At 72.2% G+C, this 13,836-nt stretch carries 14 protein-coding genes; 2 read left to right on the top strand and 12 right to left on the bottom strand.

Annotated features, from left to right (window positions below; translation table 11 throughout):
• Positions 1-7 precede the first annotated feature (7 nt).
• From der to ACI2LY_RS28175, 4 genes are all read right to left on the bottom strand, one after another.
• On the bottom strand, positions 8-1,489 hold the full coding sequence (der, locus tag ACI2LY_RS28190) for a ribosome biogenesis GTPase Der (RefSeq protein WP_393596313.1): 1,482 nt from the start codon (positions 1,487-1,489) through the stop codon (positions 8-10).
• 64 nt (positions 1,490-1,553) lie between these two features.
• Positions 1,554-2,156 carry a lysophospholipid acyltransferase family protein gene (locus tag ACI2LY_RS28185; protein WP_389004903.1) on the bottom strand — a complete coding sequence of 201 codons (603 nt, stop codon included), beginning with the start codon at positions 2,154-2,156 and terminating at the stop codon, positions 1,554-1,556.
• A gap of 62 nt (positions 2,157-2,218) precedes the next feature.
• Positions 2,219-2,914: a (d)CMP kinase gene (cmk, locus tag ACI2LY_RS28180; protein WP_404709599.1), complete on the bottom strand. Its 696-nt coding sequence runs from the start codon at positions 2,912-2,914 to the stop codon at positions 2,219-2,221.
• 127 nt (positions 2,915-3,041) lie between these two features.
• A complete protein-coding gene (locus ACI2LY_RS28175) occupies positions 3,042-4,136 on the bottom strand; it encodes a prephenate dehydrogenase (protein ID WP_404709598.1) in 1,095 nt (364 codons plus the stop codon).
• A 245-nt stretch (positions 4,137-4,381) separates the two neighbouring features.
• Here ACI2LY_RS28175 and ACI2LY_RS28170 point away from each other — a divergent pair, with 245 nt between their 5' ends.
• Positions 4,382-4,822, top strand: a complete 441-nt coding sequence (locus ACI2LY_RS28170) for a Rieske (2Fe-2S) protein (RefSeq protein WP_404709597.1) — start codon at positions 4,382-4,384, stop codon at positions 4,820-4,822.
• Between the two features lie 22 nt (positions 4,823-4,844).
• Complete coding sequence (locus tag ACI2LY_RS28165) at positions 4,845-5,528, top strand: DNA polymerase beta superfamily protein (protein ID WP_404709596.1); 684 nt, start codon at positions 4,845-4,847, stop codon at positions 5,526-5,528.
• Positions 5,529-5,530: 2 nt separating this feature from the next.
• Here the strand turns inward: ACI2LY_RS28165 and ACI2LY_RS28160 are convergent, their stop codons facing one another.
• The 8 genes from ACI2LY_RS28160 to ald all read right to left on the bottom strand — a co-directional run bounded on the left by ACI2LY_RS28160 (position 5,531) and on the right by ald (position 13,690).
• Positions 5,531-6,643: a permease gene (locus ACI2LY_RS28160; RefSeq protein WP_404709595.1), complete on the bottom strand. Its 1,113-nt coding sequence runs from the start codon at positions 6,641-6,643 to the stop codon at positions 5,531-5,533.
• Positions 6,644-6,675: 32 nt separating this feature from the next.
• On the bottom strand, positions 6,676-7,698 hold the full coding sequence (locus tag ACI2LY_RS28155; RefSeq protein WP_404709594.1) for an ADP-ribosylglycohydrolase family protein: 1,023 nt from the start codon (positions 7,696-7,698) through the stop codon (positions 6,676-6,678).
• A 124-nt stretch (positions 7,699-7,822) separates the two neighbouring features.
• Complete coding sequence (locus ACI2LY_RS28150) at positions 7,823-8,887, bottom strand: pseudouridine synthase (protein WP_401453134.1); 1,065 nt, start codon at positions 8,885-8,887, stop codon at positions 7,823-7,825.
• Positions 8,847-9,467: an SMC-Scp complex subunit ScpB gene (gene scpB / locus ACI2LY_RS28145; RefSeq protein ID WP_389004904.1), complete on the bottom strand. Its 621-nt coding sequence runs from the start codon at positions 9,465-9,467 to the stop codon at positions 8,847-8,849. The genes ACI2LY_RS28150 and scpB overlap by 41 nt, the downstream gene beginning before the upstream one ends.
• Before the next feature lie 65 nt (positions 9,468-9,532).
• Positions 9,533-10,459 carry a segregation and condensation protein A gene (locus ACI2LY_RS28140; RefSeq protein ID WP_404709593.1) on the bottom strand — a complete coding sequence of 309 codons (927 nt, stop codon included), beginning with the start codon at positions 10,457-10,459 and terminating at the stop codon, positions 9,533-9,535.
• Between the two features lie 39 nt (positions 10,460-10,498).
• On the bottom strand, positions 10,499-11,041 hold the full coding sequence (locus tag ACI2LY_RS28135) for a hypothetical protein (protein ID WP_401453058.1): 543 nt from the start codon (positions 11,039-11,041) through the stop codon (positions 10,499-10,501).
• Positions 11,026-12,018: a ParA family protein gene (locus ACI2LY_RS28130; protein ID WP_389004905.1), complete on the bottom strand. Its 993-nt coding sequence runs from the start codon at positions 12,016-12,018 to the stop codon at positions 11,026-11,028. Before ACI2LY_RS28130 ends, ACI2LY_RS28135 begins: the two co-directional genes overlap by 16 nt.
• Before the next feature lie 556 nt (positions 12,019-12,574).
• Positions 12,575-13,690, bottom strand: a complete 1,116-nt coding sequence (gene ald, locus ACI2LY_RS28125) for an alanine dehydrogenase (protein ID WP_389004906.1) — start codon at positions 13,688-13,690, stop codon at positions 12,575-12,577.
• Positions 13,691-13,836 lie beyond the last annotated feature (146 nt).

Below are 13,836 nucleotides of genomic sequence, written 5' to 3'. Positions count from 1 at the left end.
GAGGCGGTTACTTCTTCTTCGCGCCGCGCTTCTCGCGCACCCGCACCGAGATGTGGATCGGGGTGCCCTCGAAGCCGAACTCCTCGCGCAGACGGCGCTCGATGAAGCGCCGGTAGCCCGCCTCGATGAAGCCGGAGGCGAAGAGGACGAAGCGCGGGGGCTTGGTGCCCGCCTGGGTGCCGAACAGGATGCGCGGCTGCTTGCCGCCCCGCACCGGGTGCGGGTGGGCGGCGACCAGCTCGCCGAGGAAGGCGTTCAGGCGGCCGGTGGGCACGCGCGCCTCCCAGCCGTCGAGCGCGGTCTCGATCGCCGGGACCAGCTTCTCCATGTGGCGGCCGGTACGGGCGGAGACGTTGACGCGCGGGGCCCAGGCGACCTGGCCCAGCTCGGTCTCGATCTCCCGCTCCAGGTAGTAGCGGCGCTCCTCGTCGAGGGTGTCCCACTTGTTGAAGGCGAGCACCACGGCGCGGCCCGCCTCGACGGCCATGGTGACGATGCGCTGGTCCTGCACGGAGATGTTCTCGGAGGCGTCCAGCAGGATGACGGCGACCTCGGCCTTCTCCACGGCCGCGGCCGTGCGCAGGGAGGCGTAGTAGTCGGCGCCCTGCTGGAGGTGGACGCGCTTGCGGATACCGGCGGTGTCCACGAACTTCCAGGTCTTGCCGCCCAGCTCGATCATCTCGTCGACCGGGTCACGGGTGGTGCCCGCCATCTCGTTGACGACGACGCGCTCCTCGCCCGCCACCTTGTTGAGCAGCGAGGACTTGCCGACGTTCGGGCGGCCGATCAGCGCGATCCGGCGTGGGCCGCCGACGGCGTTGCCGAAGGTCTGCGCGGGCGCCTCGGGCAGCGCCTCGAGGACGGCGTCCAGCATGTCGCCGGTGCCGCGGCCGTGCAGCGCGGAGACCGGGTGCGGCTCGCCGAGGCCCAGGGACCACAGGTAGGCGGCGTCGGACTCGCCGCTGAGGCCGTCGACCTTGTTGGCGGCCAGCACGACCGGCTTGCCCGCCTTGCGCAGCAGCCGGACCACGGCCTCGTCGGTGTCGGTGGCGCCGACCTTGGCGTCCACCACGAAGACGACCGCGTCGGCCGCCTCGATGGCGTACTCGGCCTGGGCGGCGACGGACGCGTCGATACCGAGGACGTCCTGCTCCCAGCCGCCGGTGTCGACCACCTTGAAACGGCGGCCCGCCCATTCCGCCTCATAGGTGACGCGGTCGCGGGTGACGCCGGGCTTGTCCTCGACGACCGCCTCGCGGCGGCCGATGATCCGGTTCACCAGGGTCGACTTGCCGACGTTCGGGCGGCCGACGACGGCGAGCACGGGCAGCGGGCCGTGGCCCGCCTCCTCGATGGCGCCCTCGACGGCCTCGATGTCGAAGCCCTCTTCCGCGGCGAGCTGCATGAACTCCGCGTACTCGGCGTCGCCGAGAGCCCCGTGCTCGTACTCGTGCGCGGCCGAGCCGTCGGGCTGGTTCTGGTCGTTCATGAAGTCCGTACCTCGTCGTCGTTCGTGGTGATCGGTGGAAGTGGCCCGATTCGGGCCGGTTCCACTACTCAAGTGTCGCCCAGCGCCCGGTCAGGCGCCTGGCGTTTTCCAGGTGTGCGGTGAGCCGCTTCTGGATGCGCTCGGTCGCCTCGTCCAGCGCCTTGCGCGTACGCCGCCCCGAGCCGTCGCCCGCTTCGAACGGGTCTCCGAAGACCACGTCCACGCGCGAGCGCAGCGGGGGCAGTGCCTTGACCAGGCGGCCGGGCCGGTCGGCGCTGCCGAGCACGGCCACGGGCACGATCGGCGCCCCGCCGCGCACCGCGAAGTAGGCGAGCCCGGCGCGCAGCGAGGCGAAGTCGCCCTCGCCCCGGGTGCCCTCCGGGAAGATGCCCAGGACGCCGCCCTGCTCCAGCACGCCGAGCGCCCGGCCGATGGCGGTGCGGTCGGCGGTGGTGCGGTCCACCTTCAGCTGGCCGATGCCGGTCAGGAAGGGATCCAGCGGCCCGATGAACGCCTCCTGCTTGATCAGGAAGTGCGTCGGCCGGGGCGCCACGCCCATGACCATGGGGCCGTCGATGTTGTGGGAGTGGTTCACCGCGAGGATCACCGGGCCGGAGGCGGGCACCTTCCAGGAGCCCAGCACCCGCGGCTTCCACAGCCCGTACATCAGGCCGACCCCGATGCGCCGCCCGATCTCGGCGCCCCGCTCGGAGGGCGGTGCGCTCTGGCTCACTTCCCGGCCCGCTTCTCCTCGACCAGGGTGACGACGCACTCGATGACCTGGGCGAGGGTCAGCTCGGTGGTGTCCACCTCGACCGCGTCGCCCGCCTTGGCGAGCGGGGAGGTCTTGCGGCTGGAGTCGGCCGCGTCCCGCTGGATCAGGGCGGCACGGGTGGCGGCGACGTCGGAGCCCTTCAGCTCACCGCTGCGGCGGGCCGCACGGGCCTCCGGGGAGGCGGTGAGGAAGATCTTCAGGTCGGCGTCGGGCAGCACGGTCGTACCGATGTCCCGGCCCTCGACCACGATGCCCTCTTCGGCACCGGCCGCGATGGAGCGCTGCAGCTCGGTGATCCGGGTGCGCACCTCGGGCACCGCGCTGACCGCGCTGACCTTGGAGGTGACGTCCTGGGTGCGGATCGGCGCGGCCGCGTCGTAGCCGTCGACGGTGATGGTCGGGGCCAGCGGGTCGGTGCCGGAGACGATCTCCGGCTTGCCCGCGACGGCGGCGATCGCGGTGGGGTCCGTGAGATCGACCTCGTTGGCCACCATCCACCAGGTGATGGCCCGGTACTGGGCGCCGGTGTCCAGGTAGCTGAGGCCGAGCTGCGCGGCCACGGCCTTCGACGTGCTCGACTTGCCCGTGCCGGAGGGGCCGTCGATCGCTACGATCACAGGCTTGGCGGTCGGGGCGGCGCCGTTTTCCACGGGAGGGCACCTTCCTGGTGAAGGGTGTCGGTCGGGGTGGCGGGACGCGAGGGCGCCCCGCACAAGGTTACTGGGTGTGGGTCACTCGTACGGACGCACGTGGGCGCGGGTGCGCCCGGGGCCCGTGCTACTGCCTCAGCGCCCAGCCCCGCTCGCGCAGCGCCTCGGTGAGGACGGGCGCGGCCCCGGGTTCGACCATGAGCTGGATGTGCCCCGCCTGCTGTCCGCTGGCGTGCTCGATGCGGACGTCCTCGATGTTGACCCCGGCCCGTCCGGCGTCGGCGAAGATGCGGGCGAGCTGGCCGGGCTGGTCGTTGATGAGGACCGTGACGGTCTCGTACGCGCGCGGCGCGGAGCCGTGCTTGCCGGGGACCCGGACCTGACCGGCGTTGCCCCGGCGCAGCACGTCCTCGATGCCCGCGCCGCCGGTGCGCCGCTTGTCCTCGTCGGCGGACTGCAGGGCACGCAGCGCGCGCACGGTCTCGTCGAGGTCGGCGGAGACGTCGGTGAGGAGGTCGGCCACGGGTCCGGGGTTGGCGGAGAGGATGTCGATCCACATCCGGGGGTCGGAGGCGGCGATCCGGGTGACGTCCCGGATGCCCTGCCCGCACAGCCGTACGGCGGCCTCCTCGGCGTTCTCCAGCCGGGCGGCGACCATGCTGGAGACCAGGTGCGGCATGTGGGAGACGAGCGCGACGGCGCGGTCGTGGGCGTCGGCGTCCATGACGACCGGGACGGCCCGGCAGTGCGAGACCAGTTCGAGGGCGAGGTTCAGCACCTCGGTGTCGGTGTCGCGGGTGGGGGTGAGCACCCAGGGGCGGCCCTCGAAGAGGTCGGCGGTGGCGGCCAGCGGGCCGGACTTCTCCCGGCCGGACATGGGGTGGGTGCCGAGGTAGCGGGCGAGGACGGCCTCGTCCAGGCCGAGCGCCTCCAGTTCGCGGCGCGGGCCGCCCTTGACGCTGGCCACGTCGAGGTAGCCGTGCGCGAGGTCGCGGCGCATGGCGTCGGCGAGGACGGTGGCGACGTGGGCGGGCGGGGCGGCGACGAGCGCGAGGTCGACCCGGCCCTGGGGCGGCTCGTCGGTACCGGCGCCGAGGGCGGCCGCGGTGCGGGCCTGCGCGGGGTCGTGGTCGGCGAGGTGCACGGTGACGCCCCGCCGGGTGAGGGCGAGCGCGGCCGAGGTCCCGATCAGCCCGGTGCCGATGACGAGTGCGGTTCTCACTGGGCGATGTCCTTGCGCGGGGCGGCGGCACCGGCCCGGGGCCGGTTTCTGATCCGCCCAGCCTAGTCAGCGCGGGCGGGTGGGGCGCGCGCCGCCCGGGCTGTGGGACGGGCGCCCGTTCGGCCGAGGCGGGGGCCGACCCGCTGCCGCCTCCTTCGTCCGGGCGGCGTTCGATGCCAAGATGCCCGGAGTTCTGGAGATTTCCGTCCCTTTCTTCCGCCCCTCGGACCTCTCGGAGTGACGACATGAACCAGCCCGCGACACGGCGCACGCTTCTCGCCACGGGGGCCGCCACGCTCACCGTCTGCTGTGTGGGCTGCGGCGACGACGGCGACACCTCCTCGGCCGCCGCCAGCACCTCTCCCAGCGGCGACAGCGCCTCATCCGACTCTGGCGGCGGTAAGGCGCTGTCGAGCGTCAGCGAGATCCCGGAGGGCGGCGGCAAGATCTTCACCGAGGAGAAGGTCGTGGTGACGCAGCCGAAGAAGGGCGAGTACAAGGCGTTCTCCGCGGTCTGCACCCACCAGGGCTGCACGCTGAACAAGGTCGCGGACGGCACCGTCGACTGCCCCTGCCACGGCAGCAGGTTCCGCATCTCCGACGGCTCGGTCGCCCACGGCCCGGCCACCGAGCCACTGCCCGCCAAGGAGATCATGGTGCACGGAAACACGGTGCACCTGAGCTGACCGCCCGCGTACGCTCCCCCGCATGCGCCCCGCCGACCTGGTCCGAGACCACACCGTCTACGCCTGTGTCATGGGCTCGCGCGCCTTCGGTCTGGCCACCGACACCAGTGACACCGACCGGCGGGGCGTGTTCCTGGCCCCGACCCCGCTGTTCTGGCGGTTCGAGAAGCCGCCCACGCATGTCGAGGGGCCGGGCGAGGAACGGTTCTCCTGGGAGCTGGAGCGCTTCTGCGAGCTGGCGCTGCGGGCCAACCCGAACATCCTGGAGTGCCTGCACTCCCCGCTGGTGGAGCAGCTGGACGACATCGGCCGCGAACTGCTCTCGCTGCGCGCGGCGTTCCTGTCCCGGCAGGTCCACGCCACCTTCACCGGCTACGCCCTCGGCCAGCGCCGCAGACTGGACGCCGACGTCCGCACCACCGGCGCCCCCCGCTGGAAGCACGCGATGCATCTGCTCCGCCTGCTGATCAGCGCCCGCGACCTGCTGCGCACCGGTGAACTGCGGCTCGACGTGGGCGAGGAGCGGGAGGCGCTGCTGGAGGTGAAGCGGGGGGACGTGCCCTGGCCGGAGGTCGAGGCCCGGATGGCCCGGCTGTCGGCGGAGGCGGACGCGGCCCTGCTCCGCACCCCGCTCCCGGCGGAGCCGGACCAGGCGCGGGTGGCCGACTTCCTGTACCGCGCCCGCCTCGCCTCGGCCCGGCCGTGAGCTCACAGGGCCCACAGGACGACCCCGCCGAGCATCCCGGCGAGTACGACCAGTACCGCGGTGGCGGTGGTGATCCGGGTGCCGAGGGACCGCTGCATCATCACCATGCTCGGCAGACTCACGGCGGGCAGGGTGATCAGCAGGGCGCCGAGCACGGCGGGCGGCAGGCCCACGACGGCCAGCCCCTGGACGATCGGGATCTCACCGGCGGTCGGGATCACGAACAGCGTGCCGAGCACCGCGGCGACGACCATGGCGGCGATCACCGTCGGCAGGCCGTCACCGATGCCGTTCCGCGCCAGCGGCAGCAGCCAGCCCCGGAAGGCGCCGATGAGCAGGACGACCGCCAGGTACTCGGGGACCAGGACGAGCGTCATGCGGGTCAGCGTCCGGACGAACCGGACGGCCACCGCCGCGGCTCCGTCGGGCTGGTCGCTCCCCGCCGGGACGGGCGGAACGTCGCTCGCGTCGCCGTCGGCCCGGCGGCCCCGGTCGGCGAGCCTGCCCACCAGCACCGCTCCCGCCACGACCGTGAGGACGCCCACCACGATCCGGACCGCCGTCCACTGCCAGGGGGCCACCAGCAGCAGGAAGGCCACGACGGCCGGGTTGAGCAGGGGGTTGCCCAGCCAGTACGCCACCGAGGCGGTCGTCGAGGCGCCCCCGCGCCGGAGCCCGGCCGCGACCGGTGCGGTACAGCAGGTGCACATCATCGACGGGGTGCTCAGCAGGCCGCCCGCCACCGCGCTGGACCACCGGCCCCGCCGGTTCAGCGCACGGAGCAGCCAGTCACGCGGGATCAGCACCTGTAGCGCGGCGCTGATCAGCAGCGCGGCGACGAGCGCCTTCCACACCGCGACCAGATAGGCCAGGAGGAAGGAGACCGCCGCCTGCCAGCTCGGGGAGTCACCGGGCCGGACGCCGCCGACCTCGAGGATGCTGCCGCCCGACCACGCGTGGCTCCGGCCGAGGCCGATGACCTTGGCCGTGTACGGCAGCCACTTCGCCCACAGCAGCGCCACGACGAAGACGATCACCATGACGAGCAGGCCGAGGGCGAGCCGGGTCCGCGTCGGGGCGGGTGCGGTGTCGTGGGTTCGCGAAGGAGCTGCCACATTCCGACCCTAAGGGGGCGAACAGGCGGCCGCTACGCGTCCCAGAGGGCGCCCAGCTCCAGCAGTTCGTCCCGGTGCTCGATCCGGTCCACCCAGTCCGCGGGCCAGGCGTCCGCGCCCAGCCAGGCGCCCGCGAAGGCGCCGGTCAGGCAGGCGATGGAGTCGGAGTCGCCGGAGGCGCAGGCGGCCCGGCGCAGCGCCAGCACGGGGTCGCCGGGGAAGAGCAGGAAGCAGAGCAGGCCGGTGGCCAGCGCCTCCTCCGCGATCCAGCCCTCGCCGGTGGCGAGGCAGGGGTCGGTCTCCGGGGAGACGGTGCGCAGCGCCTCCTGGAGGCGGCCGAGGATCGCCAGGCACTCGTCCCAGCCGCGCGCGATGAACTCCTCGGGGCTCGCGTCCCCGGCGCGCCGCCACAGGTCACCGAGCCAGGTGTGGTCGTAGTGGGTGCGGTGGTCGAGGGCGTACGAGCGCAGCCGGCCGACGAGCCCTTCGGGGTCGGTGCCCTGCGCCAGCAGCCACACGGCGTGCGCGGTGAGGTCGGAGGCGGCCAGCGCGGTGGGGTGGCCGTGGGTGAGGGCGGACTGCAACTGGGCGGCGCCGGAGCGCTGTTCGGGGCTCAGGCCGGGGGCGAGGCCGAGCGGGGCGACCCGCATGTTGGCGCCGCAGCCTTTGGAGCCGACCTGGCTCGCGTCCCGCCAGTCCCGCCCCTCCTCCTTCAGCAGCGCGCAGGCGGTGAGGCAGGTGCGGCCGGGGGCGCGGTTGTTCTCCGGGGACTGGTACCAGTCGACGAACTCCGCGCGCAGCGGCCGCTCCAGCCGCCGCGGCGTGAGAGAGCCCCGGCCCATGGCCGTGCGGAGCCCGCGCCCGAGTGCGAGGGTCATCTGCGTGTCGTCGGAGACGAAGGCGCGGCCCGGCAGCTCCATCTCCCGCCAGGGTCCGCACTTGGCGAGGATGGACGGCACGTCATTGAACTCGGTCGGGAAGCCCAGCGCGTCGCCGAGGGCGAGTCCGAGCAGGGAACCGGTGGCGGCGCGCCTGCCCGCGGGCGTGGAGGTCATGGGTCAAGTCCTTCCGGGCGCCCATGACCCGGCCCCCGTTGGTCCGGCTCCATGGCCACCCGACTAATCGTCAGCTTGACCATAAAGCCGGACCGTCACCGGCGGCAAGAGCCCGCTCCAGGGACTAGAGGTCGACTTCCTTCATCAGCATGCCGACCTCGGTGTTGGACAGGCGGCGCAGCCAGCCCGACTTCTGGTCGCCGAGGGTGATCGGGCCGAAGGAGACGCGGACCAGCTTGTCGACGGGGAAGCCCGCCTCCGCCAGCATGCGGCGCACGATGTGCTTGCGGCCCTCGTGCAGGGTCACCTCGACCAGGTAGTTCTTGCCGGTCTGCTCGACCACCCGGAAGTGGTCGGCGCGGGCCCACCCGTCCTCCAGCTCGATGCCGTCCTTCAGGCGCTTGCCGAGGTCGCGCGGGATCGGGCCGACGATGTGCGCGAGATACGTCTTCTGCACGCCGTACTTCGGGTGGGTGAGGCGGTGCGCCAGCTCGCCGTGGTTGGTGAGCAGGATGACGCCCTCGGTCTCCGTGTCGAGGCGGCCCACGTGGAAGAGCCGGGTCTCGCGGTTGGTGACGTAGTCCCCGAGGCACTGACGGCCCTCGGGGTCCTCCATCGTGGAGACCACACCGGCGGGCTTGTTCAGCGAGAAGAACTGGTACGACTGGGTGGCGACGGTCAGGCCGTCGACCTTCACCTCGTCCTTCTCCGGGTCGACCCGGCGGCCCTGCTCGAGCACGATCTCGCCGTTGATCTCGACGCGGGACTGCTCGATCAGCTCCTCGCAGGCGCGCCGCGAGCCGTAGCCCGCGCGGGCCAGCACCTTCTGCAGCCGCTCGCCCTCCTGCTCGGCGCCGGGGAAGGTCTTGGGCGGCCGCACGTCCTTCTTGCCCTCGTACCGCTCCCGGTTGCGCTCCTCCGCCCGCGTCTCGAACTCACGCGAGCGGCCGGGTGCCGTACGGCCGCGCCCCGCCTGCTGGGACTGCTTGGGGCCGCCCTTGGCACCGCCGCGCGCCGCGCCGCCGCGGCCGGCCTTCGGGCCGTCCTTCGTGGCGCCGGGACCCACGTCGTAGCGGCGCTCCTCCGGACGGGGCTTGCTGGGGCGGCCCTGCCCCTTGCGCTCGTCCCGGTCGTTGCCGCCGCGGGGGTTACCGCGTCCGCTGTTCCTGCCGCTGCCGCTGCTTCGCATCAAGGTTTCCGTCGTAGTCGTCTGCGTCCTGACCGCCGGGCGCGTCGGGCGCGTCCGGGTCGAACGACGGGACTCCCTCCTGGGTCTCCGCCTCGATCGCCTCCGCCTCGGGGAGGAAGGGCGCGAGTTCCGGAAGCTCGTCCAGGCCGCGCAGGCCCATCCGCTCCAGGAAATAGTTCGTCGTCACGTACAGGATCGCACCTGTTTCGGGTTCCGTGCCCGCCTCGGCGACCAGACCGCGCTGGAGCAGGGTCCGCATCACGCCGTCGCAGTTGACCCCGCGTACGGCGGAGACCCGGCTGCGGCCGACCGGCTGGCGGTACGCGACGACCGCGAGGGTCTCCAGGGCCGCCTGGGTGAGCCGGGCCGTCTGGCCCTCCAGCGCGAGGCGTTCGACGGCGGGCGCGTACGCGGCGCGGGTGTAGAAGCGCCAGCCGCCCGCGACGAAGCGCAGCTCGAAGCCCCGGCCCTGCGCGGTGTATTCGTCGGCCAGCTCGCGCAGGGCGTCCGCCACCTGGCGCCTGGGCCGCTGGAGGACGCGGGCGAGGTGTTCCTCGGTCGCGGGCTCGTCCACGACCATCAGGACGGCCTCCAGGGCGGGCTTGAGGTCGAGGGCGGCGACGCGCTCGTCCGTGTCCTGGTGCTTCACGTCTTCCGCTCCCTGTCCTTCGCCCTGTCCTTCGATGCCTCGGCGGGCCGGTCGAACTCGTCGGTGACCAGCGGGGCGGCCGCCCGCTCCCCGCCGGTCCAGCGGACCAGCAGGGTGCCGAGCGCGGTCTCCTGCTCCAGGGCCACGGCCTTCTCGCGGTACAGCTCCAGCAGGGCGAGGAAGCGGGCCACCACCGTGAGGGTGTCGTCGGTGTCGGCCACCAGCGCGCGGAAGTCGGCCTCACCGGCCTCGCGCAGCCGGGCGACGACGATCCCGGCCTGCTCCCGCACACTCACCAGCGGGGCGTGGATGTGGTCGACGTACACCTGCGGCTTGGCCTTCGGCTGCATCGCCCTGACCGCGAGCCGGGCGAAACCCTCGGGCCCGATGCTGATGACGACCTCGGGCAGCAGCTCGGCGTGGACCGGCTCCAGGCCGACAGTACGGGGATACCGGAGGCTCTCGTCGTCCAGCCGCTCGTTGAAGATGTCGGCGATCCGCTTGTAGGCCCGGTACTGGAGCAGCCGGGCGAAGAGCAGGTCCCGCGCCTCCAGCAGGGCGAGGTCGGCCTCGTCCTCCACGTGGGCGGCGGGCAGCAGCCGGGCGGCCTTGAGGTCGAGCAGGGTGGCGGCGACGACGAGGAACTCGGTGGTCCGGTCCAGGTCCCAGTCGGCTCCCATGGCCCGGATGTGCGCCATGAACTCGTCGGTGACCTTGGACAGGGCGATCTCGGTGACGTCCAGCTTGTGCTTGGTGATGAGCTGGAGCAGCAGGTCGAAGGGGCCCTCGAAGTTGTCGAGCCGCACCTTGAACACCCCGTCGGGGGCAGGCTGCTCCGACGGCTCGGCAAGAGCCGGGGCCGGAGGTGTGGTGTCCGGGCCCCGGCCCAGCGGGCGTCTGGAGCCGGTCGTGTGCACGTTCATGGGGCTCGCAGGGTATCGGCCGACCGGTGCGAGGCGCGGCTAGCGCCCCCGCAGCCGCCGGACCAGGATGCTGGCTTCCCCGCGGGACTCCAGGTCGGCGAGGACCACGGCGACCGCCTCGCGGACGATCCGGCCGCGGTCGACGGCGAGACCGTGCTCGCCGCGCAGGACCAGCCGGGCGTGCTCGAGGTCCATCAGCTCCTCGGCCGAGACGTACACGGTGATCTTCTCGTCGTGCCGCTCGCGTCCGCTGGGCCGCCGGGCGGCCGCCCGGCCGCGCTTACGGGGCTGTTCGGCGCCGGAGTCGTCCGTCTCGGTCTGCCGCCGGGCGGGCCGGATACGGGACTCGGCGGACTCCGGACCCGCCGCCGCGGTGTGCTCGGCGCCCTCGCCGTCGCCGCCCTGGACGGGCACCGACGGCGGCGCGTCCTGCGCGGTCGCGGCCGGGTCGCTCTCCCCCGCCGGTGCGGGCACCCGCGCCTCCTGGCCGGGCCCGCGCCGGGGCGAGGAGGACTGGAGCCCCATCCCCCCGGTCGTACGGAACAGTTCGTCGGCTCCGGGCAGACTCACTCGGCGTGACACCGGGCGAGCACCTCCCTGGCGAGCTGACGGTAGGCGGCGGCGCCGACGGAGTTGGAGGCGTACGTGGTGATCGGCTCACCGGCGACCGTGGTCTCCGGGAAGCGGACCGTGCGCCCGATGACCGTGTGGTAGACGTGGTCGTCGAACGCCTCGACCACCCGGGCCAGCACCTCGCGGCTGTGGACGGTGCGCGAGTCGTACATCGTGGCCAGGATGCCGTCGAGCTCCAGGTCGGGGTTGAGCCGCTCCTGGACCTTCTCGATGGTCTCGGTCAGCAGGGCCACACCGCGCAGCGCGAAGAACTCGCACTCCAGCGGCACGATCACCTTGTGCGCGGCGGTCAGCGCGTTGACGGTGAGCAGACCCAGCGAGGGCTGACAGTCGATCACGATGTAGTCGTAGTCGTCCATCAGCGGCTTCAGGGCGCGCTGGAGCGTGGACTCGCGCGCGACCTCGGAGACCAGCTGGACCTCGGCCGCCGACAGGTCGATGTTGGAGGGCAGCAGGTCCATGTTGGGGACCGCCGTCTTCAGCAGGACCTCGTCGGCCGACATGCCCCGCTCCATGAGCAGGTTGTAGACGGTGAGGTCCAGCTCCATCGGGTTGACGCCCAGACCCACCGACAGCGCGCCCTGCGGGTCGAAGTCCACGAGCAGCACGCGCCGTCCGTACTCCGCGAGCGCCGCACCCAGGTTGATGGTCGACGTGGTCTTGCCGACGCCGCCCTTCTGGTTGCACATGGCGATGATCTTCGCGGGGCCGTGGTCGGTCAGCGGGCCCGGGATCGGGAAGTACGGCAGCGGGCGGCCGGTCGGGCCGACGCGCTCACGGCGCTGGCGGGCCGCGTCGGGCGCGAGCGTGGCCGCGTACTCCGGATCGGGCTCGTACTCGGCGTCGGGGTCGTAGAAGTGCCCCTCGGGCAGTTCGTCGTAGTCGGCGAAGTGGTTGCGGGGCGCGCCACTTCCGTCGCCGGCCATGGCGTTCACGTGTTGGCCATCCATGCTCTGGTGTGCTCTCCGGGCCGTCTGCGGAACCGGACTCTGGTGGGCTGCGAAGGTGCGCACCGCGACGGAGCCGACGGCCTCGTGTCCCTCGGGACCCTGGCCCTCTCCGCGCAATCCTGGTCGACCACCTCCGGGAGAAAATGTCGACTCATTCACAAGTCGTCTTACCTCCTTGGCGGCCAAAGGACTTCTAGACAAGGTCAGCGTGGCACCATGCCGACGGTTGGCGACTCTATGGCGTGTCGGCGGTCCGCAGCAACACAATCCGCCGGACCCGGCACGATGTGTCGACAATGAAACATCCCGCTGTCAAGGGCGTACAGCCGTCGCACAGCAGGTTTCACCGGTGTGCGAATCGGTCCAAGCGTTACGTTCGAGGCGAGTTGGCCTAGCCTCGCAAAGTGACCATACACACATCCGGCCGGACCTTGTCGGGCAAGGTCCGGCCGGGTTCGCGGTGTTGACGATCCGTGTTGACGAATCGCCTTTTACGCGCGGGCGACTTGGGTGTTCGCCGCCGCTGTCGAGGTCAGCCGATCAGGGTCTCGATCGCCACGTGCTCCAGGCCGTGCGCCTCGGCGACCTCCTTGTAGACCACCTTGCCGTCGTGGGTGTTGAGACCACGGGCCAGCGCGGCGTCGCGGCGCAGCGCCTCCACCCAGCCATTGTTGGCGAGCGAGACGATGTACGGCAGCGTCGCGTTGGTGAGCGCGTTGGTGGAGGTGTTGGGCACCGCCCCGGGCATGTTGGCGACGCAGTAGAAGACCGAGTTGTGCACCCGGAAGGTCGGCTCGGCGTGCGTGGTGGGACGGGAGTCCTCGAAGCAGCCGCCCTGGTCGATGGCGATGTCGACAAGGACACTTCCGGGCTTCATCCGCGACACCAGCTCGTTGGTGACCAGCTTCGGGGCCTTGGCGCCCGGGATGAGGACGGCGCCGATGACGAGGTCCGCGTCGAGGACGGCCTTCTCCAGCTCGAAGGCGTTGGACATGATCGCCTTGACCTTGCTGCCGAAGATCCGGTCGGCCTCGCGCAGCTTGTTGATGTCGCGGTCCAGCAGCGTCACCTCGAAGCCCATGCCGACGGCGATCTGGGTGGCGTTCCAGCCGGAGACACCGCCGCCGATGACGACGGCCTTGGCCGGGGTCACGCCCGGCACGCCGCCGGGGAGCACACCGCGGCCGCCGGCCGGGCGCATCAGGTGGTAGGCGCCGACCTGCGGGGCGAGACGGCCCGCGACCTCGGACATCGGGGCGAGCAGCGGCAGCGCGCGGTTCGCCAGCTCGACGGTCTCGTAGGCGATCGCCGTGGTGCCGGACTCCAGCAGGGCGTCGGTGCACTCGCGCGAGGCGGCCAGGTGCAGGTAGGTGAAGAGGATCTGGTCCTTGCGCAGGCGGTGGTACTCCTCCGCGACCGGCTCCTTGACCTTCAGCAGCAGGTCGGCGTCGGCCCACACCTGGTCGGCGGAGTCGAGCATCCCGGCGCCTGCGGCGATGTACTCCTCGTCCGTGATCGAGGAGCCGAGACCGGCGCCCCGCTCGATGACGACCTGGTGGCCGTTACGCACCAGCTCGTGCACGCCGGCGGGGGTGATGGCCACCCGGAACTCGTTGTTCTTGACCTCGCGGGGGATGCCGACCTTCACGTCGATCACGGTCCTTGGCTCAGGGGGTATGGGGGGTGCGTTGGAAAGACATACCCGGGCGTGCCGGGGCACACCGGGAGACACCGCAGGAGAACGTGCGGCAGAGCCAGTCTAATGAAGGTGTTCTGAGTGTCTAGCCTTCCATT

Source organism: Streptomyces sp. NPDC002176 (genome assembly GCF_044903645.1).
Lineage (GTDB): Bacteria > Actinomycetota > Actinomycetes > Streptomycetales > Streptomycetaceae > Streptomyces.
The sequence above is the reverse complement of the archived record's forward strand: the minus strand, read 5'-3'. Positions and strand labels throughout refer to the sequence as shown.

Excerpts from the sequence above, each read along its gene's own strand:
- der (WP_393596313.1), bottom strand. The coding sequence starts at position 1,489 with ATGAACGACCAGAACCAGCCCGACGGCTCGGCCGCGCACGAGTACGAG.
- ACI2LY_RS28185 (WP_389004903.1), bottom strand. The coding sequence starts at position 2,156 with ATGTACGGGCTGTGGAAGCCGCGGGTGCTGGGCTCCTGGAAGGTGCCC.
- ACI2LY_RS28170 (WP_404709597.1), top strand. The coding sequence starts at position 4,382 with ATGAACCAGCCCGCGACACGGCGCACGCTTCTCGCCACGGGGGCCGCC.
- ACI2LY_RS28165 (WP_404709596.1), top strand. The coding sequence starts at position 4,845 with ATGCGCCCCGCCGACCTGGTCCGAGACCACACCGTCTACGCCTGTGTC.
- ACI2LY_RS28155 (WP_404709594.1), bottom strand. The coding sequence starts at position 7,698 with ATGACCTCCACGCCCGCGGGCAGGCGCGCCGCCACCGGTTCCCTGCTC.
- ACI2LY_RS28150 (WP_401453134.1), bottom strand. The coding sequence starts at position 8,887 with ATGCGAAGCAGCGGCAGCGGCAGGAACAGCGGACGCGGTAACCCCCGC.
- scpB (WP_389004904.1), bottom strand. The coding sequence starts at position 9,467 with ATGGTCGTGGACGAGCCCGCGACCGAGGAACACCTCGCCCGCGTCCTC.
- ACI2LY_RS28140 (WP_404709593.1), bottom strand. The coding sequence starts at position 10,459 with ATGAACGTGCACACGACCGGCTCCAGACGCCCGCTGGGCCGGGGCCCG.
- ACI2LY_RS28130 (WP_389004905.1), bottom strand. The coding sequence starts at position 12,018 with ATGGCCGGCGACGGAAGTGGCGCGCCCCGCAACCACTTCGCCGACTAC.